25 protein-coding genes, 2 pseudogenes and 2 riboswitches are annotated in these 25,618 nt (G+C 45.0%); of the genes and pseudogenes, 16 read left to right on the top strand and 11 right to left on the bottom strand.

What is annotated here, in order from left to right; genetic code table 11:
- Window positions 1-59 precede the first annotated feature (59 nt).
- Window positions 60-1,421: a DASS family sodium-coupled anion symporter gene (locus tag KYJ26_RS09635; protein ID WP_219167060.1), complete on the top strand. Its 1,362-nt coding sequence runs from the start codon at window positions 60-62 to the stop codon at window positions 1,419-1,421.
- 56 nt (window positions 1,422-1,477) lie between these two features.
- Here the strand turns inward: KYJ26_RS09635 and KYJ26_RS09630 are convergent, their stop codons facing one another.
- Window positions 1,478-1,951: an acyl-CoA thioesterase gene (locus KYJ26_RS09630; RefSeq protein ID WP_219167059.1), complete on the bottom strand. Its 474-nt coding sequence runs from the start codon at window positions 1,949-1,951 to the stop codon at window positions 1,478-1,480.
- A 155-nt stretch (window positions 1,952-2,106) separates the two neighbouring features.
- Window positions 2,107-2,295, bottom strand: a riboswitch (cobalamin riboswitch).
- An 81-nt stretch (window positions 2,296-2,376) separates the two neighbouring features.
- On the opposite strand from KYJ26_RS09630, the gene KYJ26_RS09625 reads away from it, so the two are divergent.
- The 4 genes from KYJ26_RS09625 (at window position 2,377) to KYJ26_RS09610 (ending at window position 6,197) form a co-directional block, all read left to right on the top strand.
- The gene (locus KYJ26_RS09625; RefSeq protein WP_219167058.1) at window positions 2,377-2,631 is read left to right on the top strand and encodes a zinc ribbon domain-containing protein; all 255 of its coding nucleotides are present in this window, start codon (window positions 2,377-2,379) and stop codon (window positions 2,629-2,631) included.
- A gap of 32 nt (window positions 2,632-2,663) precedes the next feature.
- Window positions 2,664-3,596, top strand: a complete 933-nt coding sequence (locus KYJ26_RS09620) for an AraC family transcriptional regulator (RefSeq protein ID WP_219167057.1) — start codon at window positions 2,664-2,666, stop codon at window positions 3,594-3,596.
- 13 nt (window positions 3,597-3,609) lie between these two features.
- Complete coding sequence (locus KYJ26_RS09615) at window positions 3,610-3,978, top strand: DUF1761 domain-containing protein (protein WP_219167056.1); 369 nt, start codon at window positions 3,610-3,612, stop codon at window positions 3,976-3,978.
- Between the two features lie 704 nt (window positions 3,979-4,682).
- Entirely contained in the window at window positions 4,683-6,197 is a 1,515-nt protein-coding gene (locus KYJ26_RS09610) for a flotillin family protein (RefSeq protein ID WP_219167055.1), read from the top strand.
- Between the two features lie 205 nt (window positions 6,198-6,402).
- Here the strand turns inward: KYJ26_RS09610 and ade are convergent, their stop codons facing one another.
- Window positions 6,403-8,148 (bottom strand): adenine deaminase, encoded by a 1,746-nt coding sequence (gene ade, locus KYJ26_RS09605; protein ID WP_219167054.1) that lies wholly within the window; start codon window positions 8,146-8,148, stop codon window positions 6,403-6,405.
- Window positions 8,149-8,228: 80 nt separating this feature from the next.
- A riboswitch (purine riboswitch) is annotated at window positions 8,229-8,330 on the bottom strand.
- A gap of 88 nt (window positions 8,331-8,418) precedes the next feature.
- Here ade and KYJ26_RS23935 point away from each other — a divergent pair.
- From KYJ26_RS23935 to KYJ26_RS09570, 8 genes and pseudogenes are all read left to right on the top strand, one after another.
- Window positions 8,419-8,544: pseudogene (locus tag KYJ26_RS23935) on the top strand (DinB family protein); the annotation flags it as partial.
- A 62-nt stretch (window positions 8,545-8,606) separates the two neighbouring features.
- Window positions 8,607-8,870, top strand: a complete 264-nt coding sequence (locus KYJ26_RS24365; RefSeq protein ID WP_219167806.1) for a class F sortase — start codon at window positions 8,607-8,609, stop codon at window positions 8,868-8,870.
- A gap of 129 nt (window positions 8,871-8,999) precedes the next feature.
- Window positions 9,000-10,388, top strand: a complete 1,389-nt coding sequence (locus KYJ26_RS09595) for a bifunctional metallophosphatase/5'-nucleotidase (RefSeq protein WP_219167053.1) — start codon at window positions 9,000-9,002, stop codon at window positions 10,386-10,388.
- A 117-nt stretch (window positions 10,389-10,505) separates the two neighbouring features.
- A complete protein-coding gene (locus tag KYJ26_RS09590) occupies window positions 10,506-11,468 on the top strand; it encodes an alpha/beta hydrolase (RefSeq protein ID WP_219167052.1) in 963 nt (320 codons plus the stop codon).
- Window positions 11,469-11,483: 15 nt separating this feature from the next.
- Window positions 11,484-12,572, top strand: coding sequence for a threonine aldolase family protein (locus KYJ26_RS09585; protein ID WP_219167051.1), 1,089 nt, complete (start codon window positions 11,484-11,486; stop codon window positions 12,570-12,572).
- 233 nt (window positions 12,573-12,805) lie between these two features.
- Entirely contained in the window at window positions 12,806-14,203 is a 1,398-nt protein-coding gene (locus KYJ26_RS09580; RefSeq protein ID WP_219167050.1) for an FAD-binding oxidoreductase, read from the top strand.
- Window positions 14,200-15,180, top strand: coding sequence for a bile acid:sodium symporter family protein (locus tag KYJ26_RS09575; RefSeq protein WP_219167049.1), 981 nt, complete (start codon window positions 14,200-14,202; stop codon window positions 15,178-15,180). The genes KYJ26_RS09580 and KYJ26_RS09575 overlap by 4 nt, the downstream gene beginning before the upstream one ends.
- A 112-nt stretch (window positions 15,181-15,292) precedes the next feature.
- Window positions 15,293-15,658, top strand: a complete 366-nt coding sequence (locus KYJ26_RS09570) for a PH domain-containing protein (protein ID WP_219167048.1) — start codon at window positions 15,293-15,295, stop codon at window positions 15,656-15,658.
- A 131-nt stretch (window positions 15,659-15,789) separates the two neighbouring features.
- Here KYJ26_RS09570 and KYJ26_RS09565 read toward each other — a convergent pair whose 3' ends face one another.
- From KYJ26_RS09565 to KYJ26_RS09550, 4 genes and pseudogenes are all read right to left on the bottom strand, one after another.
- Window positions 15,790-16,797, bottom strand: coding sequence for a FecCD family ABC transporter permease (locus KYJ26_RS09565; RefSeq protein WP_219167047.1), 1,008 nt, complete (start codon window positions 16,795-16,797; stop codon window positions 15,790-15,792).
- On the bottom strand, window positions 16,794-17,801 hold the full coding sequence (locus KYJ26_RS09560; RefSeq protein ID WP_219167804.1) for a FecCD family ABC transporter permease: 1,008 nt from the start codon (window positions 17,799-17,801) through the stop codon (window positions 16,794-16,796). The genes KYJ26_RS09565 and KYJ26_RS09560 overlap by 4 nt, the downstream gene beginning before the upstream one ends.
- A 70-nt stretch (window positions 17,802-17,871) precedes the next feature.
- Window positions 17,872-18,798, bottom strand: a pseudogene (locus KYJ26_RS09555) (iron-hydroxamate ABC transporter substrate-binding protein).
- Window positions 18,749-19,594, bottom strand: a complete 846-nt coding sequence (locus tag KYJ26_RS09550) for an ABC transporter ATP-binding protein (RefSeq protein WP_219167046.1) — start codon at window positions 19,592-19,594, stop codon at window positions 18,749-18,751. The pseudogene KYJ26_RS09555 and the gene KYJ26_RS09550 overlap by 50 nt, the downstream one beginning before the upstream one ends.
- A 193-nt stretch (window positions 19,595-19,787) precedes the next feature.
- Between KYJ26_RS09550 and KYJ26_RS09545 the strand changes: the two genes are divergently transcribed.
- Window positions 19,788-20,837 (top strand): NAD(P)/FAD-dependent oxidoreductase, encoded by a 1,050-nt coding sequence (locus KYJ26_RS09545; RefSeq protein WP_219167045.1) that lies wholly within the window; start codon window positions 19,788-19,790, stop codon window positions 20,835-20,837.
- A gap of 32 nt (window positions 20,838-20,869) precedes the next feature.
- On the opposite strand, the gene KYJ26_RS09540 is transcribed toward KYJ26_RS09545, so the two are convergent.
- The 3 genes from KYJ26_RS09540 to KYJ26_RS09530 form a co-directional block, all read right to left on the bottom strand.
- Complete coding sequence (locus tag KYJ26_RS09540) at window positions 20,870-21,574, bottom strand: DUF421 domain-containing protein (RefSeq protein WP_219167044.1); 705 nt, start codon at window positions 21,572-21,574, stop codon at window positions 20,870-20,872.
- 98 nt (window positions 21,575-21,672) lie between these two features.
- Window positions 21,673-22,395: a TerC family protein gene (locus KYJ26_RS09535; protein ID WP_219167043.1), complete on the bottom strand. Its 723-nt coding sequence runs from the start codon at window positions 22,393-22,395 to the stop codon at window positions 21,673-21,675.
- A 246-nt stretch (window positions 22,396-22,641) separates the two neighbouring features.
- Complete coding sequence (locus tag KYJ26_RS09530; RefSeq protein WP_219167802.1) at window positions 22,642-22,920, bottom strand: hypothetical protein; 279 nt, start codon at window positions 22,918-22,920, stop codon at window positions 22,642-22,644.
- 156 nt (window positions 22,921-23,076) lie between these two features.
- Here KYJ26_RS09530 and KYJ26_RS09525 point away from each other — a divergent pair, with 156 nt between their 5' ends.
- The gene (locus KYJ26_RS09525) at window positions 23,077-23,484 is read left to right on the top strand and encodes an ion channel (RefSeq protein ID WP_219167042.1); all 408 of its coding nucleotides are present in this window, start codon (window positions 23,077-23,079) and stop codon (window positions 23,482-23,484) included.
- Window positions 23,485-23,662: 178 nt separating this feature from the next.
- On the opposite strand, the gene KYJ26_RS09520 is transcribed toward KYJ26_RS09525, so the two are convergent.
- Complete coding sequence (locus tag KYJ26_RS09520) at window positions 23,663-24,109, bottom strand: hypothetical protein (protein ID WP_219167041.1); 447 nt, start codon at window positions 24,107-24,109, stop codon at window positions 23,663-23,665.
- Window positions 24,110-24,119: 10 nt separating this feature from the next.
- Window positions 24,120-24,458: an ASCH domain-containing protein gene (locus KYJ26_RS09515; RefSeq protein WP_219167040.1), complete on the bottom strand. Its 339-nt coding sequence runs from the start codon at window positions 24,456-24,458 to the stop codon at window positions 24,120-24,122.
- A gap of 138 nt (window positions 24,459-24,596) precedes the next feature.
- Here KYJ26_RS09515 and KYJ26_RS09510 point away from each other — a divergent pair, with 138 nt between their 5' ends.
- A complete protein-coding gene (locus KYJ26_RS09510) occupies window positions 24,597-25,535 on the top strand; it encodes a DMT family transporter (RefSeq protein ID WP_219167039.1) in 939 nt (312 codons plus the stop codon).
- Window positions 25,536-25,618: the final 83 nt, after the last annotated feature.

Below are 25,618 nucleotides of genomic sequence, written 5' to 3'. Positions count from 1 at the left end.
GAAAAGTCACCCCATCGCCGGTGGCTTTTTCCTTTGATTGAAAGATGGGAGTAATCGTTATGAAAAAACAACTGTTACTGGTTATCACGTTTCTATTATATGCCTTATTCTTTCTACCATTTTTTGAGTGGGATGAAACATGGAAGGCTATCGCTGCACTCAGCATCATACAAATCCTGTGGATCGGCAAAGTATTTCCTCTTGCGTTCAGTTCGCTGCTGCTTATATTGCTGATATCGTTTCATTTTTTCAGTTATGAACAGACTTTGAGTTATTTTAGTTCGGGTATTGTTTGGCTCTTGTTTTCCACATTCATTATCTCAACTGCATTCATCAAAACCGGTCTGGCAAGCAGGGTATCGCTCTATATGTTAAAGCTGTCTGGAGGGTCGGGGAAAGCGTTGATTTTCATTTCGTTTCTGCTCATGACTGTCCTGTCTGTCCTGATACCGTCGAATGTAGGGAAGGGCAGCCTGTTATCATCGGTACTCGACAGCCTGATGAAAAGTCTGCGGAAAATAGCGGATGTCCATTATCTGGGCAAGTCACTATTTATAGGGGTTGCCTATCTGGCTGCCATTTCAGGATCGTTTGTCGCGACTGGGGCCAGTTCCACTATCTACGCTTTCGGAATCCTGAGCGACGTTTCGGGCGATCTGAATTATATAAGATGGTTCCTGATTTTTGGAATACCGGTGCTGCTTTTTATCGTGATATTGTGGGGGATATTCTTAATGATCTTTCCCCCTGAGAAGATTGACCGAAAGCTGTTATTGGCATTGATCGAAAAAAGAATCAGTGAGCTTGGGCCGGTCGGCATCAATGAAAAGAAAATCATGTGTATCATCGGGGGAACGTTGATCCTGTGGATTGCACAGCCTCTGCATGGATATTCCATTCCTCAAGTTGGCCTTCTGGGCGCATGTATGACCGTCATTCCTTTTGCAGGAGTATGGAAGTGGGAAGAAGCGCGGGAATCGATTGATTGGGATCTGATGCTCTTTTTTGCCTCCACTCTGATGGTATCGGGGATGCTGGTCGAGACAGGGACGATTGAATGGATGGCAGAAGGGTTGAATTCTATACTTACTGGCCACCAATCCTGGGTGATCATCCTGCTCCTCATCTTATGTACGAGTATTATTCGGATCGTATTCGTCAATATCCTGGGGTTTTTGACCATCATGCTCCCTCTCAGCATCACGATCGGGCACACAATCCCGGATTTATCACCCATGCAAATTGCCATGCCGGTGTTCCTGGCATGCGTCCCGGGATTTTTCCTCGTCACCCAGTCCCCGGTTCATCTGATCAGCTACTCGTACGGTTATTTTACCGACAAGGATTTAATGCGGGCGGGAATTTGGTCATCCACAGCATGGATCGCCGTCATCATCTGCTCGGTGTTCTTTTACTGGTAAGACAATATTTAGTATTAAAAAAGGGTATGAACAGCGTGCTGTCCATACCCAAAAACTTATTTTATCAATGCCCGGTTCTTCCGATGTTCCTTCCTCAGAACAGCTGAGTTGAACAATCTCTTCTCCTCTTCTGTTTCCGGGATCACTTTCGGCACCGGTTTCGGCTTACCGTTTTCATCCACCGCAACCATGGTAAGGAATGATTCCGTCGTCAAGGTTTTGATACCTGTCAATAGATTCGAAGAGAAAACTTTTACGTACACCTCCATTGAAGTCCTTCCCGTGGAAGTTACAATCGACTCGAGGCTGAGTGCGTCTCCGACAGTTGCGGATGACAGAAAATCGACCGAATCGATCGAAGCCGTGACTACCACAGAGCTCGAATGCTTCATCGCTGACAGCGCAGCAATTTCATCGATAAATGCTAATACCTTTCCCCCGAAGATTGTTTGCATATGATTGGTATCCGGTGGCAGTACCAATCTGGTTTGTACGGTTCGTGAACGCTCAACAGAATAAGCTTGTTCCATTCTTGTCATCTCCCTGATTGTATTATGGCGAAACAAAAAAACATCTTCCTTTGTGAAAAGAAGATGCAGTTACTCCAAACGAGCGTCCAGGATCCCTTGGTTCCCTGTATGACGTTTCATATGCGCAACACCCTCCTATCTCCCGTAGGAACTTTCGTGTTCTTCTCAGCTTGGCAGGTCTCCTGGCTCAGCGTCTCCGATTCCATATTCCTTCCCATTTCGATGCGAAACAGTGGATCCATATGGAATCTCAGCCTTACAGTGGCGGGACCGCGTTGGATTTTCACCAACTTCCCTTTTAAGAAAATGAACATATCATTTTCACCGATGAGCAATGATTAAATTGTGAACGGTTTTATTTTATCATAGACTTTCATAGAATGAGCACCCTCTATGGTAAAATGAAGAAAAGGGGATGGGATATTGTGAAGAAATTCAATAAATGTCAAAGTTGTGCCATGCCGCTGAAGAAGGCAGAAGATCGGGGGACGGAAAAAAATTCAGAGGAAAGTGTCATGTATTGTAAGCACTGTTACCAGCAAGGAGAATTCACTCAAAAGGATATTACGATGGACGAAATGAAGCTTTTTGTGAAAAACAAATGCATTGAAATGGGGGTCCCGGCATTTTTATCAGGTATGTTTGTGAGGAATATCCACAAGCTTGAACGATGGAAATAGGGAGATTCATTGAATGCATGTGAGGAATCGAAATGACATATAGTGATCAACAGACGCAGATTCATAGAGTAATTCAATACATAGATCAACATCTTACAGAAGACTTATCATTAGAGCATCTCGCCAAAGTCTCTACCTATTCACCTTATCACTTCCTACGATTGTTTAAAGGGTTCATAGGTGAGACCCCTGCAGGTTATGTGAAAAGGATTCGATTGGAAAATGCAGCACATATGCTGATTTATGAGCCAAGGGTTCCTGTGACTGAAGTTGCCTTGAAATGTGGATTTTCTTCTTTATCTTATTTCACCTATTCGTTCAATACCTATTTCAACACCAATCCGAAAAGCTGGAGGGAAGGTGCTTATTTAGAACGATTTCCAAGGGAATATATTAATAGCAAGAAATCTAAACTTTCCAGCACAAATCCGAAAGCATCCCGGGATAGAGAGACTTATAATGAGTTTAAATGGCTGGACCTTTCCAAAGTGAAAGTCGCACATTTACCAGGATGCTCCACTGTCAACCGATACCATACAGGATCCTACGTCAAAGGGATTCCTGCAGTGTGGCGGGATCTTTATCATTGGGGGAATGCAAGGGATCTATTGGAGGACAGCCCGTTGTTATTCGGTGTACCTAAGAGTAACCCGTACATCACCCCAGCTGAAAAAAACAGGTATGAATGCCGGTTGGGCGTTAAGGGGCGCAGTATCCCCGGGGAGGACACCAATCATTTCTCCGGAGGGAAGCATGTGATATATGAGTTTCCTGAGCCAGTCGATTATGAGGAAAGGGGCATGCTGATTGAATGTTACTCGGAGCTTTATAGTTATTGGCTGCCACAAAGCGGCTTTAGGTATTTGGGGAATCCGGTTGAACTTGTTGAGGTAAAGGGTATACAAGGGTCGCTTGAGATAAGATGTGGTATAAAGGCGATCGCTCTGGCCATTGAACCGAATTAATGGAGGAATAGGGATGACAGCAGATTTGAATATGTTCGCGTTTTTAGCGGGGGCCGTGTTGTATATGATATACGGCGGGATTTATTATTCAATCCTTCTTGGGAAGAAAGATCAGGATGGAGCAGGCCCGGTGAAATATGTGGTGGCTGTCCTGGTCGCATTCATTAGTTCTGCCCTGGTAGGAGTTCTCGTTCAAGGGACGGAATCCAGTGGTTTAGCTTCAGGAGCGTTGGTAGGAGGAATCGTTGGGATTTTGGTTTCCATTGTTTATTTAAAAAATGCACTTTTTGGACTCATGACCAAAAGGATGTTCCTGATTGCCATTGGTGATCATCTCATCATTTTTACTTTGCTTGGTGCATTACATGGCTGGTTTTTATAGGATGAAAGCTTGAACTTTTACAGGTTCAGGCTTTTTTATATAAGCTGTTTTCGCAAAGTTTATATATAAACTAAGATTTGCGAATGCTCTGTCATTCAGGGTGTGGTGCAGGAGAGTGAAGGGAACAGTCCCTCTTTCCACGGACGTTCGGCCGAGCCTCCTCAGCAAAAACCGCTTCCGGGGTCTCGGCACGCCCGTTTTCCGTAGGAGTCTATGCAGTTCCCTTCACCCTCTAAAGTAGTCAGTAGTTGACAGAGCAAAATGGTTTGTGGCCATCAGTTTAAAAAAACTAAAGGACTTTAAAATAAAATCAGTCACAGCAAAGAGTGAAAAAGCAGTGGCATAAGAAGTCTCCACATTTCCTATGTGATAGTCAAACTTTTCGTCAGTTGATTCTCGCTGCAGGTGCTCGACTCCTGCGGGAAAAGCGTGAAAGTTGAGACCCCACAGGGCAAAGTCCGAGGAGGCTCAACTCACGCCCAGCGGAAAGCGAGCACCTGTAGCGGAAATCAACCGCCACTCGCTACATCCAAAAGCAACAAGGTATATGAAAACAGCATTTATATAAAAATAGGAGAATAGCCTAATTTTTTGAAACTTTTTCATCGTGGCATCCGTATATAGTAGTGTAGCTAGCACTTTTATTTAAAAATTAAATCAGACAGAATGCTGGTTTAAACAAAATGTCGAGAGGGGTTGTCAGAATGCTAGGATCATTGAGTGTTATTGGATTTTTCGTTTTCTTGATTCCTGTACTGGTCATTGCGGCAATTGTAGGGATCGCTTATTATTTCTGGATGAGGTTTCGTTATCGTACCGCAAGATCCAATCAGGCATTGATCATTACCGGACCAAAACTGGGGGATCCTGAAAAGGAATCGAATATTTTCACCGACCAGGAAGGCCGTTCCATGAAAATCATCCGTGGTGGAGGATACAGATTAAGACGTTTCCAAACAAGCACGCCTGTTAACCTTACATCTTTCCAATTGAAGCTTTCCACTCCACGAGTGTATACAAACGGAGGAGTTCCGATTGTCGCCGATGCAGTGGCCATGGTGAAAGTGGCCGACACCCTGAACGGGATCGCCAACTATGCCGAGCAGTTCCTCGGGAAGGATCAAAAGGAAATTGAAGATGAAATCATCGAAGTATTGGGTAGTAATCTTCGTGCCATCCTTTCAAAAATGACCGTTGAAGACATTAACAGCAACCGTGAAAAATTCAACGCCGATGTATCGGAAATCGCCCAGAAACAGCTTGATCTGATGGGCTTTAAAATCACGTCACTCGGATTGACGGACATACGGGATGCCGATGAAGAAAACGGATATTTGAAAAACCTTGGTCGTCCTCGTATCGCAGAGGTGCGTAAGCAAGCGGAAATCGCAGAAGCGAACACAGAGCGTGAAACACGCATTCACCGTGCACAGACCGACCAGGAAGCGAAAGAAGAAGAGTACAAGCGTCAAATTACGATTGCTCAATCGAAGAAAGAAAAAGACATCAAAGATGCTGCATTCAAAGAAGAAACAGAGCGTGCAAGAGCGAAATCCGAGCAGTCATACGAGCTTGAAAAAGCCAAACTGGCCAAGGAAGTGAAAGAAGAAGAGCTGACCCTTCAATTCCTTGAACGTGAACGTGCGGTTAAACTCGAAGCGGAAGAATCCAAGGTCCGTAAAACAAAAGCCGATGCAGATTATTACGAAACAACTCGTAAAGCAGAAGCCGAAGCACGGAAATCGGAAATCGACGGGGAAGCGAAAGCCAAGATCCGCAGGGAAGAAGGGTCTGCAGAAGCAGATGTCATCCGTGAACGTGGTAAAGCCGAAGCTGAATCCCGTAAACTTCTTGCAGAAGCTATGGAGAAACACGGAGATGTCATCATCACCGAGAAACTCATTGAAATGCTTCCGATATTTGCAGAGAAGATCGCTCAGCCTCTGAACAATATCGATTCGGTCAAGATCATCGATTCAGGCAATGGTCAAGGGGTTCCATCCTTTGGTAAGAGCATCACGAGAACGATGCTTGACATGCAGGAACCACTCCGTGAAATGACCGGCATTGATGTAGGCGAGCTACTGAAGTCTTATGCCAACAGAACCCAGCCTGTGCATTATCAGCCTGCAATTTCCGAATCTGCAGATAAGGAAGTGGCAGCCTCCAATGAAGTGGAGGAAAAAGAGTTAGAGGAAGCCGGCAAGGGAAATAAATAGGAAATAAGTAAAGAGAGATGTTTCCGGGAGGAAGCATCTCTTCTTTAATTATGAAATCGGTGCAGTGTGGAAAAGGTTGTTCTGTGCCTTGTTTAAGGTGGATTCAGCTGCTGAAAAAACAGCGGAAATCAGCTGCTGAAATCATGAAGAAAATCAACAGCTGAAACCACCCAAACTTCACCTGCTAACCCCATTCCCTAAAACCTCAATCCCTTACCCCAACCTCAATATGCCGGCAATCCCTGACATCAAACAATCCTAAATCGGTCAGCTTCAGTTCCGGAATCACAGGCAGGGTCAGGAAAGAAAGGGTGAGGAATGGATTGAAGTCCCCGGTGAATCCCAGCTGTACAAATGCATCCTTCAACTGTATGAGTCCCTCGGCAACATCTTTATAGCCACCATCAGACATTAAACCGGCAATGGCTAATGGAAGGGAGGCGATGACCTTTCCGTCCTTCACCATGACAAGGCCGCCGTTCATTTCACCCAGTGCCTCTACGGCTTTCAGGATATCCCCGTCATTTGTGCCCGCTGCCACAATATTGTGTGAATCATGGGCAATGGTCGTGGCGATGGCTCCTTCCTTCAGGCTTAAACCTTTTACGATTCCTAAGCCTATATTTCCTGTGTGGTGATGCCTTTCCACCACGACCATCTTAAGTTGGTCATCTGAAATGGAAGGGATAAAGACACCGTTTGCTGACTGAACCGATTCAATCACTTTATTCGTTCTGAGCTGATTGGGATTAATCTCGATGATATGAGCTTTTTTTGTATCACCGATCTTGATTTGCAGATCTTTATCCTTGAGGTCAGGAATATGAACAGTTGAAGTCAGTGATGATTCCGCGCCTTTTTTGGCAATCGGGTTTCCAAAATACTTCCCCATTTCAGCTACCGGTTTCCCTCCCTTGTACACGCTGGATATTCCTATACCTTCAAGGTTATCAAGCAAGATGAAATCTGCTTCATAGCCCGGTGCGATCGCGCCTTTTTTATCAAGCCCGTAGCATTCGGCAGCGTTGAGTGAGGCCATGGAAATCGCTATGAGGGGATCTAGACCAACGCTTATGGCGAGCCGAACATTATGATCGATGCTTCCTTCTTCGATTAAATCATCGAGATGCTTGTCGTCTGTACAGAAAAGGCATCTGCGTGCATTACGTTCATTCACCACAGGGATGAGGGATTGCAGGTCCTTTGCAACGCTTCCTTCCCGAATCAGCACATACATCCCTCTCTGTAAGCGGTCCTTTGCTTCTTGAACGGTGGTGCACTCATGATCGGTCCGGATGCCGGCTGCTCTATATACATTGATTGCGTTCGTTTCAAGGCCAGCCAGATGTCCGTCCATATTGTGCGTGTACGGGTTGGTAGCCGTGATTTTATCCAACAAGGAATCTTCCCCTCTTCGAAGGGAGGGATAGTCCATCACTTCAGCAAGTCCGAGGACACGTTCATGTTGATAGAAAGGTTCCAGCTCATTGGCGGTCAGTGTCGCTCCTGCATTTTCGAAAGGGGTGGCCGGGACGCAGGAAGGGAGCATGGTAAACACGTCCAGGGGGATGTGCTCAGAATCATCCAGCATAAACCTTAGTCCTTCTTTTCCCGACACATTGCCAATTTCATGTGGATCCGTGATGACAGTGGTAACACCGTGTGGAAGAACGACTTTGGCGAATTCTGAAGGGGTGACCATGGAGGATTCGATATGAACATGGGCATCGATAAAGGACGGACAAATGTATTTGCCTTTCGAATCGATCACTTGTCTACCTTCGTAATGTCCGATCCCTATGAACATCCCATCTGAAATCGCCACATCACCTTCTGTGATTTCCAGGTTGAAGACATCGATGATCTTCGCGTTTTTTATGACCATGTCTGCAGGGATATCTTTATTGGCCGCTGCAATCCGTTTTTTAAGTGTTTCTTTCTGTTTACTCATGTGATCCTCTCCTTATCGAATAGAAAAAACCCCGGAATGAATGCACCCGGGGTTTGACATAGAGAGAAGTGGAGGGACTCCTGCCACTCTTTTTCTCTCGTAGTCAAACCATTTACGGTAGTTTGGTAGAAACTTTTGGACCATATTTCCAATATTATACGAGTTTGTTGAACATTTTATTTATTCAAAAATGATTATTTCACATTTTATATGCATCGATTGGAATGTGTCAATGGTAATCTCCTTGTATAAGCCGACTGCTATTGGTAGATGACATATACCCGGTTTGAATGGCTGGTGAAAATCACAGATCATCTTTATCATTATCGCGGGCAGCTTCACGCGATGCTTGTCCACTGTTGTGATAAGGATCCAAAGGTCCGACTGTTTGAATAATCTCGAGTGAAGAGTTGAATGTGCTGTTGTGACAGGTTAAATCTTGAAATCTATTTCTATTAATTATACATTCCGTTTTTTTTGAACTGAAAAAACTTGAACCAGGAGATCAGGTCGTTCTGCAAGATGAACAGGGAAAGACTTTTACATTCGAAGTAAGGGAAAAAGTCGCTTATGAAAAAGATGACGCTCCACTTAGGAAGATTTTCGGACCAAGCGATAAAAGGATGCTGAACCTGATTACGTGCACAGGATATTTTGATCATGATATTCATAATTACGTAGAACGTTTAGTCATTTATACAGAACTGATAGATGAATCTTGATCTAGAGCTTAACTCCCATTTCGTGGAAGGTAAGCTCTATTTTTTTCCATAAAAAGCCTTTACACGAACTTAATTTCCGATACTATTAATAGAGAGAGTTTTCTGATAAAAAAAGTAGCGGAGGTAAAGATGAATTTAAAAATCATACATACAAATGATATGCACAGCCATTTTGACGCATTTGGGAGAGCGGCATCTCTGATTAAGGAATTGAAGGACGAGTCTACCATTGTTCTCGATGGAGGGGATTTTGCTGATTTCAAGAGCATCGAACTTCAGGGGACGAAAGGGATGGCGGCGATTGAACTTCTTCAATCTGTCGGATACGATGCGTTGACGATCGGGAACAACGAGATGTTCAACGGCTTCGACACCCTTGAACATATGGCAGATAACAGTCCCATCCCTTTTATCAGTAATAATCTTTACAGAAAAGACAAAGCGAGCGTCAACGGAGTGAAGTCAAGCGTGATTCTTGAGAAGAATGGTATCAGGATTCTCATCACGGGTTCCTCTCCTGATCTTCAGGGTTTCAATGATGGTCTTGGTGTACATATAACGGATTATAAAGAAGCCATCAGGGAGGAGCTGGAACGCAACCGGGGGGCATACGACCTTTGTATCCTCCTCAATCATGTAGGGACAGTGGCCGATGAGGAACTGGCTAATGAACTGGACGATGTGGACATCATTCTTTCCGCACATGATCATCAACTCTTTACAGAGGCAAAGGTTGTCAGTGGGACTGTGATGAACAGCGCTGGCTGCTACGGGGAATACATCGGAGTGCTCGAATTGGACGTGACAAGTGATGGGGTGGAACTGATACGGGGAGAAACGTTAGCGACTGATTCGTCCCCTGTGGATCGTGAAGTCAAAGCCATTCTTAAGAAAAACAAAGAGATTGCGATCGAGGTGTTGAGCAAACCTCTTTATACAATAGATCAATCCCTTTGGCATGATGTGCTGGAAGAGAATCCGATGACCAATTTGATTGCTGATGGTTTGCAGGACATGTTGAAATGTGATCTCGGTATGATCAACAGTGGAGTCGTGAACGCCGGGGCCTTTCAAATGATCAATCATAAAAAGCTCATAGAAATCTGCCCATCCCCACTGAACCCGACTTCTTTTGACATACAGGGGAAGCATATAAGGAAAGCAATCGAAGAGTCCCTGGATGTGGAGATTTGTCTGGCAGATGGAAAAGGACCGGGATTCAGGGGTAAGTTCGTCGGGAGGCTGCATGTTTCCGGTGCTGAAATTAGTCACAATGGGCAAGAGATCTTTAGCATTCTAATAGGAAGCGAGCCGTTAGAGGATGAGAAATGGTATTCTGTTGCCTCCTCCGATTATTTACAGAGGGGTTCTGGATATGATTCACTTGGTCATGCCCGGAATGAAAAATATCTGCCTGAGGAAATACGGGATGTCATCAGGATATATGGAGGACGTGAAGATTTCATTAAAAGAGCGCAAGTTAATAGATGGAAAGAGAGTAGTAGTATAACGGTTTAAATCGTGTTAAAGCGCTCAGGGATGCCTGAGCGTTTTTCATACGTGTCTTTTTCTATGAATCTGATAACTTATTACGGTAAAATATAAGTAACTTATCTGTACGAAGGAGACCATGCCATGAAGAAGAAAATTGTGTGGATTGTGAGCAGTTTGCTGGTGTTGTCCCTCCTTGGTTTGATCGTTGCCGGAAACTACTTTTATGATGTGGCCATTAACCGCAGCAATGAAGCGGTTGAACTATACGGAGGCACAGAAGAAGCGGTGGAAGCGGTCAGCGCTTTGGAGGAGGAACAGGAGAAATTAGAAGAGTTGCAAAACTGGACAAGTAAACGGGATTTTCAGGAGGTGGAGGTGAAGTCGGATGATGGATTGACCCTCAGAGCCCAATACCTCGAGAACGAGTCACCGAACGGGAAGACGGTGATCCTTGCCCATGGGTATAAGGGAAACAGCGAGCAGATGCCTGAAATTACTAGATTCTATTATGAAGAGGGATACAATATTCTTAAACCCGATGCCCGTGGACATGGTAAGAGTGAAGGGGATTATATCGGCTATGGCTGGGACGACCGGCTGGATGTGAAAAAGTGGATTGGATTCCTGGTTGATGAAAAAGGACAGGACACCATCTTCCTCCATGGTTTTTCCATGGGAGCCGCAACCGTGTTGATGACGAGCGGGGAGGAGCTTCCGGAAGAAGTAAAGGGAATCATTGCGGATAGTGGATATACCTCTGTCGACGAGGAGCTTGCCCATCAGTTGAAATACCTTTATCGCCTGCCTGCGTTTCCGATTATGGATATCACGGGTGTGGTGACCAAGGTGAGGGCAGGTTATTCATTTAAAGAAGCATCTGCACTGGAGCAGGTGAAGAAGAACCGCTTGCCGCTCTTCATCATTCACGGTGATAAGGATGAGCTCGTCCCGACAGAGATGGCCAATCGCTTGTATAAGGCAGCAGGCGGTGTGAAGGAATTATGGATCGTTCCTGGTGCAGGTCACACGGAAGGCTTCACAGTGCAAGAAGAGGAATACAAAAAGCGGATCAAGGGGTTCATTGCAGAGGCGATGAAATTATAGAAGGGGTGAATGGTGATGGGAGAAAAAAGGTTATTTGAGGCGTATAGAAGTGCTCCATATTCTGTATCAGGGCATGGAAAAAGGAATCTTGATGTTATGAAAGAGGCACTAGATAGGCTGGATGGTGATTTGGAAAGCGATATTTATGGATCCGGTAAGATAATAGAAGATTTTCAGGAGAAGATGGCGGATCAGCTTGGGAAAGAACGTGCAGTGTTCTTTCCGAGTGGAACGATGGCCCAGCAGATCGCCCTCCGTATTTGGTGTGACGAAAAAGAGGTTCCGAAAGTGGCATATCATCCTTTATGCCACCTGGAAATACATGAAGAGGATGGATTGAAGAAATTACATGGGATTGAACCCATTTTATTGGCAGATAAGGAACGTGTGATTGACCTTGAGGACGTTACCGGTCTGGATGAGGATATTGCATGCTTATTATTGGAACTGCCACAACGGGAAATTGGAGGGCAGCTGCCGGAGTATCAAACCCTTGAAGCCATCTCACGATTCTGCCGTGAGAAAGGAATCAAGCTTCATTTGGATGGAGCCAGGCTCTTTGAGGTGCTCCCTCATTACGGGAAGACGGCCTCAGAAATATGTGATTTGTTTGATAGTGTCTATATTTCATTTTATAAGGGGTTCGGCGGGATAGCTGGGGCAATCCTGGCGGGAAGCGAGGCATTCACGGAAGAGTCCAAAGTATGGAAGCGTCGGCACGGCGGTGATTTGATCAGTCTGTACCCTTACATTATCAGTGCAGACTACTATTTCGATCAGCGTGTCGGGAAAATGGATCAGTATTATGAAGATGCGAAGGAACTGGCTGCCCACTTCAATGACTGTGAGGGGATTTCCACCTTGCCGCTAAAGCCTGTTTCAAACATGTTTCACGTTATCTTTCACTATCCTCAAAAACAAATCGAATCCATCCTGATCGACGTGTACGAAGAAACCGGTGTCGGTTTAACCGGATACGTGAAAGAAATCACTGAAAACGAATGTGCCTATGAAGTAAGCATAGGAGACCAATACCAAACCATCCCAAAAGAAAAACTCCAAGCAACATTTACCCTGCTAAACAAAAAGCTCACAATAACATAACCTAGAAACCAGTGGTATCGGCCATCCGCCGATACCACTTTTTTTGAGGGACGGACCTTATCTGAATCCCGGTATGATGAGGATTCACGTCTAAAAATGCCCGTTTTAGAGGTCCGTCCCTCAAATGACCACCCAAATGGTTACATCAAAAGAATCCCAATTTACTATTGAAATATTCTGATTATTGGGTATAATTCGATACATTATACATTTTTTGAAGGGGAGAGTGTCGTATGAGTGTGAAGGTTAGTCGTTTGTTGGACGAGTTAAGGGAGGTTGTAGGCAATGGCCAGGTGACGGTGAATGAAACGGTTTTGGATCAGCACGGAAAGGATGAATCCTACCATTCTCCAAGCCCGCCGGATGTGGTGGTGTTCCCGAGGAGCAGTGAGGAAGTGAGTGCGATTGTGAAAGTCGCTTCGACTCATACTATACCCATCATTCCTTTCGGGCTTGGTACAAGTCTCGAGGGACATGTGATTCCTTATGATAAGGGGATCACGATCGACTTTTCCCAGATGAATAAAATCCTTGAGGTGAGGGAGAAGGATTTCCTCGTAAAGGTTCAACCCGGGGTGACGCGCACTCAGCTGAATAAAGAATTAAAGAAATCTGGCCTCTTTTTCTCAGTGGATCCGGGAGCGGATGCGACACTCGGCGGTATGGCTGCAACCAATGCAAGTGGTACGACTTCGGTTAAATATGGTGTGATGCGTGATCAGGTGCGTGATCTCGAAGTGGTGCTTCCCGCCGGGGAAGTGATCCATACTGGGAACATGGCGCAGAAATCCTCCTCCGGTTACCACTTAAATAGTTTATTCGTAGGGTCTGAGGGAACGCTCGGATGTATTACGGAATTGACCCTCCGCGTATATGGGATCCCTGAACATATCGTGGCGGCACGGGCATCATTCCATACTGTGAATGATGCGGTGGAAGCGGTCGTCTCCATATTACAGGCGGGGATTCCGATTGCCAGGTGTGAACTCGTGGATGAACCCTCCATGGTACAAGTGAACCGATTCAGTGACACGGATTATAAAGAAAAACCTACCCTTTTCCTTGAGTTTCATGGAAATGAGGCGGGTCTGAATCAAGATGTAGAATTCACGAAAGAAATCGTACAAGATCATCAATGTGAAGACATTGTCTTTGAAGAGGACACCGCAGCCCGCAATAAACTGTGGGAAGCAAGGCATAACCTTGCCTATGCTTATGTGCATGGGCATCCGGGAAGGAAACTCATGGTGACGGATGTTTGCTTGCCCATTTCGGAATTATCAGGAGCCATTCAGCACGCAAGAAAGAAACTGGAGGAATTAGAGCTAATCGGAGGGATTCTGGGACACGTCGGAGATGGGAATTATCATACCTCACTCATGATTGACTTGAATGATCCCGGCGAGGTGAAAAGGGCCGGTATATATAATGAACTGATTGTTGAATACGCCCTTGAACGGAACGGCACATGCACGGGAGAACATGGAGTAGGAGTCGGGAAGATGAAGTATCAGGAGCGGGAGCACGGTGGAGCTTTAAGTGTAATGGAGAAAATCAAACATGCACTTGATCCACTTGAAATCTTCAACCCTCATAAACTTGTACATAAAAAGGAGGAGGACAAAAAATGAAACTACTTGAAACCATCAGCAATCTGGCAGGGAAGTACTTTGCCGTCTGGGTCATCCTCGTAGCGGCTGTCGCTTACTTTGTTCCTGCACCATTTCTGCCATTGGGTGCCTATATTACGATTCTATTAGGAGTCGTGATGTTTGGGATGGGTCTAACCTTGAAGCCCGTTGATTTTCAACTGGTACTGAAAAAGCCACTTCCTGTCATCACGGGGGTTCTGGCACAGTTTCTCATTATGCCTCTTGGTGCCTTTTTGATTGCTTACATACTTGGCCTACCGGCTGAACTGGCTGCCGGTTTGGTATTATTGGGGTCTGTTCCAGGTGGGACGGCATCGAACGTCATGGTGTATCTGGCAAAAGGCAATCTGGCATTATCCGTTGCCATGACGTCACTGTCGACGCTCCTTGCACCTATTGCTACTCCACTGATCCTTCTGGGGCTGGCGGGGCAGTGGCTGCCGGTCAATCCCGTTGCCATGTTCCTTTCAATCGTTCAGGTGATCATCCTTCCGATCACAGTGGGGCTCGTGATCCGTAAATTATTCCCGGTTGTTGTGGAAAAAAGTTTGAATGTCATTCCGCTCATTTCAGTACTGGCAATCATCATCATCGTTTCAGCCGTCGTTTCGGCAAATGTTGAAAATATTGCTGCTTCCGGCGCTATCATTTTCACGGCGGTCATACTGCATAATCTATTTGGGCTCGGTCTCGGCTATGGGACAGGTGTCCTCATGAAGCTGGATGAGGGAACAAGACGGGCCATCTCCATTGAAGTGGGAATGCAGAATTCCGGTCTGGGTGTTGCTCTTGCCAGTGCCCATTTCGGTCCACTTGCGGCCCTGCCGAGCGTCATTGCAGCTGTATGGCATAATATTTCAGGTCCGATCCTCGCTACGTTTTGGAGTAAGAAGCCCGTGGCAGTCGAAGTTGAGGAGGAATATAGAAGCGCTGACGTCAGTCCGACGGTGAGATAGCAAGGATGGGATCAGTCGGAATCCTAAAAGATGAAATGTCTATTACCTAAAAATGGATAACGCTTCTGCTATACTAGAATGTAAGATGTAAGTTTACCAGGGAGGCGTAAATATGGTGGAAGTAAAGAAAACGATGAGGTTCACATTTTTCGAGGAAGTGGAAGTACCCCAGGAGTTATATACGATGCTGATTGAAGGAGAAAGAGCGGAAGTCGCATATAAAACGGTCAGGGATGTAGCGGTTGTCACGAATAAAAGAATCATGATTGCAGACCGCCAGGGTATTACGGGAGAAAAAATCGAAGTATATACGATTCCATTCAGATCAATCATTCTCTATTCCAGCGAAAACGGGGGAGCACTAGACATCGACGCCGAACTCGAACTTTGGACAAAAGTCGGAAAGATGAAACTAAGCCTGAATAAAAAAGTGGACATCCGTAAACTAGACCGATTAATTGCCACTCATATCCTATAAGAAAGAAAAAATGCTGATCCCCACCTACAGGTGGAGATCAGCATTTTTTTGAGGGACGGACCTACTAAATCAAGCCACATATCCCGTCATTATAGCAATCCTTCGTTAAATTAGAGGTCCGTCCCTCAAGCCTACTTCCTTAGTAGCAGGTACATGAAGTAGGGGGCGCCGATGAGGGCGATCATGATGCCGGCAGGGATTCCGTCGGGTTGGAGGATGTTCCGGCCTATGGTGTCTGCGAGGAGCAGGAGCCAGCCCCCGAGTAGGATGGCGATGGGCATGAACATTTGGCTGCGTGGTCCGACCAGGGCCTTCGCCATATGTGGGGCCATCAGGCCGATAAAGGCAATCCCGCCAGTGACGGAGACGGCCGATGCGGCTAAGGCGACGGCTACCATCAGCATCATGAAGCGCTCACGGTTTATGGAGACCCCTACTCCTATGGAAACAGGTTCACTCAATCCCAGTAGATTAAGCATTTGGGATTTATACAGAGCAAAAGGAATCAAAATGACCAACCATGGAAGGATGGCCCAGATAAACGGCCAATCGGTCCCCCATATATTACCCGCGAGCCACTTGGCAATAAAGTCAACCTTTGCCCTTTCCGCACTGGATATCAGGATGATCATCAGCCCTGATAAGGCCATGGAGAATCCGACTCCCACCAGGACAAGGCGTACTGGCTGGATTCCATTCCGCCTGCTGTAAGAAAATATGTAAATCAAGCAGGCTGTAAGGAGTGCCCCGGCGAATGCCACAATCGGAAGCATATAAGCAAAGGAACCCGCATCGATAGGGAAGAACAAAAAGAAGATGGCAATCGCTACACCTGCCCCCGAGTTGATCCCGATGATCCCGGGGTCAGCCAGGTCGTTCCGGGTCACCCCCTGAAGGATGGAACCGGATAAGGCAAGGGCCATTCCTGCAAGAATGGTGATGATGATCCTCGGCAAGCGGATGGAAAAGAGGATGAACTCTTCTTTAAATGATCCTTCCCCCAACAAAGTGGGGACGAGCCTGTTATATGATACAGAAGAATAGCCCATTCCAATGCTGACAAAGGCGGTTGCCCCGATAAGTATGAGTAGAGCGATAAGGAGCATGCGCTGTTTTTTGATCAAGTCCGGATGTATCATGAGAAGCCTTTCCCTCCTTTATGAACGATGAACAGGAAGAAGGGAAGCCCCATCATCGCAACGATCGCGGCCACAGGTGTTTCAAATGGCGAGTTGATCGTACGTCCAAGTGTGTCGGCAAGAAGCATGAATGATGCGCCAAACAGGGAGGAGATGGGAATGATGAAACGATAATCTGTTCCAACGACTGCACGGACCATATGGGGAATCATCAACCCAATGAATACCATATTCCCTACAAGTGCAACGGCAGCCCCTGCGAGAAGGACGATCACGATGAATAGAACACCTTTGACAAAGACCGTACGCTGTCCCAGCCCAACCGCCACCTCTTCATTCAAGCTCAAGATCGTCAGTTGTCTGGAGAAAAATAAAGCTACGAGAATACCGATCACAATAAATGGAACGATCACCTGAAGCTGAGACCAGGTAGTACCGATCATTCCACCTGCCGTCCACATGGAAACATCTTTCGACAACTTGAAAAACAAGCCGACTCCTTCAGCTATGGCAAATAAAAAGGCAGATACGGCAGCACCCGCCAGTACGATTCTAAAAGGGGAAAAGCCTCCTCTTTTCATGGAGCTGATCCCGAACACCATTAGGGCACCGGCTGCAGAACCAATAAAGCAGGCAATCATGATCCCGTAATAGCTGATGGAAGGGATGAATGCGAGAGCGATTGCCAGGGAAGCATTCGCTCCGGCTGTCAGGCCAAGTAAACCGGGATCTGCCAGGGGATTACGTGTCATGCCCTGCATGATGGCACCTGATACGGCAAGGGATGCCCCGACCACGATGGCGGCGACTTCCCGGGGGAAGCGGATCTCCTGGAGAATAGTGATCTTGTCTCCCTCAGCCGAGAACGTGAGGGCATGAAAGACATCCTTCACCGTTGTCTCGGCAGCTCCAAAAGTAACAGATACCAAAAAGGCAGCTACAAAAAGAAGGGTCGCACCGATCAATTTATAAATAAAAGGAATTTGTTGATTTTGAATGGTCATCATCAATCATCTTTTCTTTTTAGAGTATAGAAAATGGGGAATTCTCATCATAAGAATTCCCCAATACCACTTAATTGCCTAGAAATTTCTCTTTGAAGAAATCCAGCTGATAATCCAGAGTAAGAGGATCATTAAAGTAAAATTCCATCATATTCACTTCAAATACCTGGTTGTTCTTCACTGCAGGAATGTTCTTGTATGTTTCGGTTTCCATAAACGAGTTATCTGCTTTAGGGTCCTTACTTATAATCAGATAATCTCCCGCAAACTCAGGCATCACCTCAGTGGAAAGGGCAAAGTACCCAGGTTCCAACGCTTGTTCTTTTACTTTTTCAGGCATCTTCAAATCCATTTCCTGATAAAGGATCTCTGTCCCGCGACCCCAATTGTTCCCGTATACGTATAATTGCTTATTGAAGCTTTCAATGACGGAAACGGTTGCATCTTCGCCGATTTTTGCTTTGATATCCTCACCGGCAGTTTGTGCGCGCTCTTTAAAGTCATCGACCCATTGCTGAGCTTCTTTTTCTTTGTTTAATAGTTTTCCAATTTCAATGTGCTGAGTTAAATAGTCTACTTTTCCGTAAGTGTATGTAACAGTAGGAGCGATTTCATTTAATTTATCCACATTTTTAATATTGGATAAACCGATGATCAGATCCGGATCAAGTTCAATAATCTTCTCAAGATTTTCGTCGGTAACTTCTTCAACACCTTCGAGCTTTTTTTCCTAACGAGGATTCATTTTGGACCAGGAATCTACACCAACGAGATCCACATCAAGTGCCATTACATTTCCTGCAAATGAAGATAGAACGACGACACGCTGTGGATCTGCCGGCACTTCAACGGGACCATTTTCTGACTGATATGTGATGGTATCTGATTTACTTTCCTTTTCCTTTGCATCTGAACCTTCTTCTTTTGATGAACCGTTGCTGCAGGCGCTAACCAGTAACACTAACAGCAGAGTGAATGGAATGACCCATTTTTTCATGTTGATCTTCTCCTTTGAGTAAGTTATATGTGATACACATTGGTTTATTTGTTCTAGGATCTCTCCCGATTTCGGCATCAATCTGAAAAACCTTCTTCAATACGTCGTGTGTGATGACTTCTTCGCAACTTCCCGATTTAACAATCTCACCTTCTTTTAAGGCTACGATATAATCGGCAAAACGGGCTGCCTGGTTTAAATCGTGCAAGACCATCACAATGGTGCGTTCCTGTTCCTGATTGAGCTTTTGTAACAGCTCAAGGACTTCAAGCTGGTGGGCCATGTCTAAGTATGTAGTAGGTTCATCGAGGAAGATGATGTCCGTTTCCTGGGCAAGCGCCATGGCGATCCATACCCGTTGTCGTTGACCACCTGATAATGCATCGACTTCTCTGTACTTAAATTGGAGTGTTCCTGTTACTTCAAGGGCCCAATTAATCACATCATAATCTTTCTTCTTCAGCCGACCCATTCCTTTTTGGTGGGGGAAACGTCCGTAAGACACCAATTCACCAACCGAGAGTCCACTTGCACTTTCTGGTGTCTGAGGAAGAATCGCCATCTTTTTAGCTAATTCCTTCGTATCACCTTTTGAAATATTTTCACCATCCAACACCACGTTCCCGGTTTGATGGGAAATGATCCGGGTAATCGCTTTCAGTAAAGTGGACTTTCCACATCCATTGGAGCCGATAATTGTCGTGATTTTCTTGTCGGGGATTACGACATTAAGATTCTTAACGATTAAGCGCTCACCATAGCCAATGTTTAAATCCTCCGTATAGAGGCGTGCCATTTTATAACCTCCCAAAAAGTATTGTGAGTGAATATCTAAGTGATAATGATTATCAGTCTCGAACAATTTCCATACTATAATTCATTTTTCCTAATGTCAATAGAAATTTTTATTGTCATGGAAGAAAAAAAGTTGTAGGATGTAGTTGAGAATGATAATCAGTTGCGTTCTGATTACCAAGGAGTGAACGGATATGATAAAAGAAATATTCGACGTAACCGTCATTGGCGGAGGGCCTGCTGGACTTTACTCAGCCTTTTACAGCGGATTAAGAGAAATGAAAACAAAGATCATTGAATTTCAATCAACCTTAGGTGGAAAGATACACGTATATCCTGAGAAAATGATCTGGGATGTAGGGGGACTTACGCCAGTACCGGGGGCAAAATTGATCGAGCAACTTGTTCAACAAGGGTTAACGTTCAACCCGACTGTCGTCCTGAATGAAAAAGTGGAATCGATTACAAGGAACGAAGATGGAATCTTTATTTTAGAGGGTTCCTCCGGTGAAAAGCATTATTCAAAAACGGTCATCGTCGCAGTGGGTAGCGGGATCATCAATCCTCAAAAGCTTGACATTGAAGGGGCAGAACGATTTGAAGTCTCCAATTTAAACTACACTGTGAAGTCATTAAAACGCTTTAAAGGAAAGACGGTCATCATTTCTGGAGGAGGGAATTCCGCAATCGATTGGGCAAATGAACTGGAGCCTGTGGCTAAGAAGGTGTATATCGCCTATCGAAAAGATGCTCTAAAAGGACACGAGGCACAATGCGCACAGCTCATGAACAGCTCGGCGACTTGTTTACTGAATACGTCTATATCCAAATTGCTTGCAGGAGCCAATCACGATTCCATTGAGAGGGTCGAGTTGACCAATCACCAGACAAAGGAAGTGTCCTATCTGTCAATCGATGAGGTGATTATCAATCACGGTTATGAAATCGATACATCCTTACTTAAAGATAGTTCACTCGATATCGCCATGATCGATGAATATTATATAGCAGGTTCGACAACGAGCGAATCCTCCATAGATGGACTATATGCGGCAGGAGATATCCTGAAACATGAAGGAAAGGTGAATCTGATTGCGGGTGCTTTCCAAGATGCTGCAAACGCAGTCAATAAAGCCAAGCAATTCATTCAGCCTGACGCAAATGAATTTGCCATGGTATCATCCCATAACGAAGTATTCAAGAAAAGGAACAAAGAACTGGTTAAACAGATGATGAAATCATAATCTAAAACCCCCTCCGCGTGTGGAAGGGGTTCTCATTTATACAGATAGATTTTTATTTGATCCTGCTTATCTATCGTTGCCAGCAAGACATCATGAACTGTTGCATCATAAGAGCTTCTCAATTGATCGTGCAGCCAGGATACGTCTTTATTCAGGTTCAGTAATTCAGATAGATTGATTCTGCCATCCTCAATAATCGGTATGGGGAGGTCAAATGCTTGAAAAGGAAGCGCAACATCCTGATGTGTCACTGGCTGATATTGTGGTTTGAGGAAGAATGAAATTTCTCCTCCCGGCTCCCACATGGCTATTGCCACTTTGTGAACTTCTTCGATTTGTTGCTTCCTTAATTCAGATAACAGGCTTTCTAAAGGAATCCTTGCTTTCTTTAGATTTTTATATAAGATGTCACCATTATATATGATGGAGATAGGGGACGGGTCCAGTATTTTCCGTATGATGGTTGAATGAAGACTGAGGTAGACCCCTATGAGATAGAGAAAGACCAATGTACCCATAGTGAGCATAGATCCTTTCATTCCTAACCCTTCGTCTGACAAGGGGTGAGCCATGATATTCCCTATGAGGAGGGCCATAACAAAATCAAGGAATCGCAGTTGAGAGATGGACCGTTGTCCCATTAACTTGGTTATGACAAGTAAAAAGATGAATCCTATAGCCGCACGGAAAATCCATTCCATAGCAGTCAGTGAATGCTGGCTCATGAAGAAATCCAATACAAACGTCCTCCTCCTTAATTGACTGGCAATTAGTCTTTCCAAAAAGGTCTTTCACAAAACAAAAAAGATGCCTACGCGTGCAGGCATCTTTTTGTTTATGCATTATATTGTTGAACATTTTTATGATCAGATTGAGTACGCTTATTTGCCAGGAGACCACCAAGAAGAATGGCGGCAGTCAGAACGATTGTAATAATGGTCGTAATCGCTCCATGCTCAATATTGATAAGGTGTAAGAACTTCTCATCTGACACGATCATTTCCCCTGCTGTGTAGGCAAGGATCCCTGCTCCAAGGTAGGCGATCCAGCGGTATCTTTCCAAAATTTTCACGATCGCTTTCGAGCCAAAGATCATAATCGGGATCGAAATGAAGACGCCAAGGGCGATCATACCGATATGTCCGTGAGCAGCACCTGCTACAGCAACGACGTTATCTAGACTCATCGCGGCATCGGCAATGATGATGGTCGTAATGGCCTGTCTAAGCCCTGTATGCGATTTGATATTGGCTTCTTCTTCATCCTCGACAAGTACCTGATAGGCAATCCATAGCAGCAGAACGCCACCGATGAGATGCACATAAGGAATCTGAAGTAAATAGACGATGATCGCTGCAAAGAAAATACGGAGGATGACGGCACCGGCCGTTCCCCAGAATATCGCTTTATTTTGAAGGTCTTTTGGTAATCGCCTTGTTGCCATGGCTATGACAATGGCATTATCGCCAGACAGAATGATATCGATGGCAATGATTTTTAAAAGGGCAATGATTGCACCGGTAGAGATGGCTAGTCCAAGTGGAAATAGGAAATCCATATTGCTTCCTCCTTGTGTATACGAATCTATGAAATAAATTACCAACTAATCTATTATACCACATTTTATTAATAGAAAAACGTTCGTCATTATAATAAAGAGGGAATCTCCATTCCATGGGAGGAATTTCATGGTTGAAAAAGAAACATGACATAAACCATAGTAGCCGACGTTTGATTAAATAATGCAACCGTAAAGAAATCCCCGACTCCATTCAGGAATCGGGGATTTGCCTCGTTTCTATATTTATTGTGGGTACGGTGGTGGATAGGGATAAGGGTACGGATACGGATATGGATAAGCAGGCGCGGGTACCGGGTAAGGTCCAGGTGATACAGCAGCACCAACGGCTAATCCTGTCACTGTCCCGGCAGCAAAACCAGGGTATCCCCAGCCGTGATTCCAATTTCCTCCGTGATTCCAGTTCCCTCCCTGGTTCCAGGTTGTTCCGTGTCCCCAACTTGCGTGTCCGTGTCCATTTCCCCAACTTGCATGCCCTCCACCGCCATGAGCGGGTCTATACATATTCAATGGTTTTCTCACCTTTCTCAACTAAGAGGAGTTGTTATATCATATGTGGGTTTGGGTGAAGAGGAATACGAATTTGAAATCATCGGTTTTAATCATACAGCACGTGGTATATGAAACATAGTCTATAGTAAGAGGAGGATTCACAACGTTTTGGCAACCATCGTTACATTAGGGGCCCTTCTATTTATTTTGGTAAACCTAATCTATTTTTTAAAAGATAAGCATTTCAAGTATAGCTATTTCAGCACCGCGCTATTTTATAAACTGTTCTTTGTCCTTTTTGGTATCATGATTGCATTTGCTGTACTTTATTATGCATTGTCCTTCGATAATCCTATGCTACGGGTAAGCTCGCCTGGTGGAAAGCCCGTAGAGCATACATTTTCTAATTACCTTTATTATAGCGGCGTGACGATCCTGTCAGTTGGGTACGGTGATTATATCCCCACCGGGTATCTCAGGTTCTTTGCTTTGTTGGAAGCAGCTATCGGGTTGTTACTACCGACTGCCTATTTTATTAAAGTGTTGGATTCGAAGGGTAATAAGGGGAATGAATAGGGTGTTTTTACTTCCAAACAAAACTTGGCCAAGTTTTGTTATAGTGGCACAACAAAAGCTGATTAATAACATTAATATAGGTGTGGGTATGTGAAGATTGTCGCTATAAAAAAGCTCAGTCATACGAAAAAGCGTGTACCAGGCACAATCAACCAAAATTGTACCTGGCACACACTCTTTAAGCCCACATTTCCGGCTTTACAACCATAAACCACAGCATTGCCAGTAAGAGAATGAGATATATCCAGACGGTCCGGTGCAACTTTCCGACCAGCTTTTCCCTGTTCGCATCATCTTCCCTGAATTTCCGCAAGGTCGGTGAAAATGCCCGTGCGAGAAAGAAAAGGGAACAGAACAGGATGACGAGGGTCATAATGATCCACGGCGTCGTCCATGTCCATGGTCCAAGCAGAACCAGGAGAATGCCCGTTCCTACAAGGACGTGCCCTGAATGCTTTGAAAGCTGTACAGTGAAACGGAACGTCTCCAAGTAAGAAGGAAGGACGGTCTCAGAGGCGGAACGCAGTTTCTTCATCATCGGCAATAGAATGAAGAAAGGCCCAATTGAAGCTACGACACTAATGACATGAAGGTAAATCAGTGTTCTGTATAGAAGTTGTTCCATATATAGGACCTTATTCTGTCACTAAGCTGAACTCATGGACCCATACTTTCATGTCGGGGTGCCAAGGCATTCCCGGGTGATAGGAGAGAATGGTATTTTTATATTCCTCCACCGTTTGAAACCCTTCCTGCTTTGCATGATCATCCGTCAGTTCACCTAGCGATTGTGAATAGACACTGTTCACTATGTATTTCTTTCCTTTTAGCTCCATGATTTCCCCGATATCCGCGTATCTTCCATTGCGGCGTGTCGCCGTTTTCGTTCCTTGAAGAACCTTTTGGACATCCTCAGATTTTGTGACAAGACGTTCGATGGTACATGTCTTTGGTGGCAGTTGTTGATTTGTCATTTTTAGAAAACCCCTTTCGACTTTAACTATAGCATAGTCCATGAGTGATAAGAATATGGATTTATTCTCTGGCAGAGAAGGTTTTTGGGTGCTATGATTGGATGAAATATCCGAAATAGAAAGAAGGCGCCGTAAGTTTTGAAAAAATGGCAAACCTATTTGATTCTTGTATTCATTATGTTGATATGGGGATTTAATGTCCCGGCATTAAAAACGTTGGTAAGTGAATTTACACCTGTGACGATCACTTCACTCCGGATTTTTACGGCAGGTATTACGGTATTCATCATTCTTGGTTTAATGGGGAAGGTCAGGAAGCCGACAGCCAAAGAACTTCTGTTCATCACTAGCGGTGGTCTGTTGAATGTGGTCAGTCACCATTATTTTTTATCAGTCGGGTTAACGGGTACTTCGTCTACTAACGGTGGGCTGATCCTCGGAACGGGTCCACTCTTGACTGCTTTGATGGCGACGATCATTCTTCGGAACAGGCCGACTGTAATTAAGGTAATCGGGTTTCTTTCCGGGAGTGTCGGCGTGACGATCATCGTATTATCGGGAGGGGAGGGAATCGGAGGACTGAAAATGGGCGATCTGTTCATCTTCATCTCCATTTTTTCTCAGGCATTGAGCTTCATCATCATAAGCCATGCTGCCAAAACGCTGGACCCACGTTTGCTGACGGGTTATATGCTCGTATTCGGTTCCGTCGTCCTGTTTATCATCAGTCTGTTCACAGAGCCGGGGGGATTGAGACAATTAGGGGATGCTTCTGCCTCGATATGGGTATTATTCTTTGCATCGGCCATCTTGGCGACAGCTGTGGGACATATGATTTACAACCATTCAATTGGGAAAATCGGGGCTGCGGAAACATCGATTTTCCTTAATCTCAATACTTTTTTCTCCCTGGTTGGAGCATCTATCTTCCTGGGGGAAACCGTGACATATTATCATCTGATCGGATTGGTGTTCATTGTACTTGGCGTCGTGTGCGGTTCCGGTACTCTGGAAGAGCTGGTGACGAGAAAGAAACAAAAAAGGTACGTTGAACGAAAGAGGCTGGGACATAACTAAATCTATACACTCTAAAGACGAACAATGAGATTACGTGTTACACCGCTGTTGATTTCCGTGCAAGACTTCGCTTTCCTCGGGCG

Source organism: Rossellomorea orangium, assembly GCF_019334305.1.
In the GTDB taxonomy this organism is placed as follows: domain Bacteria; phylum Bacillota; class Bacilli; order Bacillales; family Bacillaceae_B; genus Rossellomorea.
This window is presented reverse-complemented; position numbering and strand designations above follow the sequence as displayed.

Bases quoted from the DNA above. Each gene is read 5' to 3' on its own strand.
- KYJ26_RS09635 (WP_219167060.1), top strand. From the start codon at position 60: ATGAAAAAACAACTGTTACTGGTTATCACGTTTCTATTATATGCCTTA.
- KYJ26_RS09630 (WP_219167059.1), bottom strand. From the start codon at position 1,951: ATGGAACAAGCTTATTCTGTTGAGCGTTCACGAACCGTACAAACCAGA.
- KYJ26_RS09620 (WP_219167057.1), top strand. From the start codon at position 2,664: ATGACATATAGTGATCAACAGACGCAGATTCATAGAGTAATTCAATAC.
- KYJ26_RS09615 (WP_219167056.1), top strand. From the start codon at position 3,610: ATGACAGCAGATTTGAATATGTTCGCGTTTTTAGCGGGGGCCGTGTTG.
- KYJ26_RS09610 (WP_219167055.1), top strand. From the start codon at position 4,683: ATGCTAGGATCATTGAGTGTTATTGGATTTTTCGTTTTCTTGATTCCT.
- ade (WP_219167054.1), bottom strand. From the start codon at position 8,148: ATGAGTAAACAGAAAGAAACACTTAAAAAACGGATTGCAGCGGCCAAT.
- KYJ26_RS09595 (WP_219167053.1), top strand. From the start codon at position 9,000: ATGAATTTAAAAATCATACATACAAATGATATGCACAGCCATTTTGAC.
- KYJ26_RS09590 (WP_219167052.1), top strand. From the start codon at position 10,506: ATGAAGAAGAAAATTGTGTGGATTGTGAGCAGTTTGCTGGTGTTGTCC.
- KYJ26_RS09585 (WP_219167051.1), top strand. From the start codon at position 11,484: ATGGGAGAAAAAAGGTTATTTGAGGCGTATAGAAGTGCTCCATATTCT.
- KYJ26_RS09580 (WP_219167050.1), top strand. From the start codon at position 12,806: ATGAGTGTGAAGGTTAGTCGTTTGTTGGACGAGTTAAGGGAGGTTGTA.
- KYJ26_RS09575 (WP_219167049.1), top strand. From the start codon at position 14,200: ATGAAACTACTTGAAACCATCAGCAATCTGGCAGGGAAGTACTTTGCC.
- KYJ26_RS09570 (WP_219167048.1), top strand. From the start codon at position 15,293: ATGGTGGAAGTAAAGAAAACGATGAGGTTCACATTTTTCGAGGAAGTG.
- KYJ26_RS09565 (WP_219167047.1), bottom strand. From the start codon at position 16,797: ATGATACATCCGGACTTGATCAAAAAACAGCGCATGCTCCTTATCGCT.
- KYJ26_RS09560 (WP_219167804.1), bottom strand. From the start codon at position 17,801: ATGACCATTCAAAATCAACAAATTCCTTTTATTTATAAATTGATCGGT.
- KYJ26_RS09550 (WP_219167046.1), bottom strand. From the start codon at position 19,594: ATGGCACGCCTCTATACGGAGGATTTAAACATTGGCTATGGTGAGCGC.
- KYJ26_RS09545 (WP_219167045.1), top strand. From the start codon at position 19,788: ATGATAAAAGAAATATTCGACGTAACCGTCATTGGCGGAGGGCCTGCT.
- KYJ26_RS09535 (WP_219167043.1), bottom strand. From the start codon at position 22,395: ATGGATTTCCTATTTCCACTTGGACTAGCCATCTCTACCGGTGCAATC.
- KYJ26_RS09530 (WP_219167802.1), bottom strand. From the start codon at position 22,920: ATGTATAGACCCGCTCATGGCGGTGGAGGGCATGCAAGTTGGGGAAAT.
- KYJ26_RS09520 (WP_219167041.1), bottom strand. From the start codon at position 24,109: ATGGAACAACTTCTATACAGAACACTGATTTACCTTCATGTCATTAGT.
- KYJ26_RS09515 (WP_219167040.1), bottom strand. From the start codon at position 24,458: ATGACAAATCAACAACTGCCACCAAAGACATGTACCATCGAACGTCTT.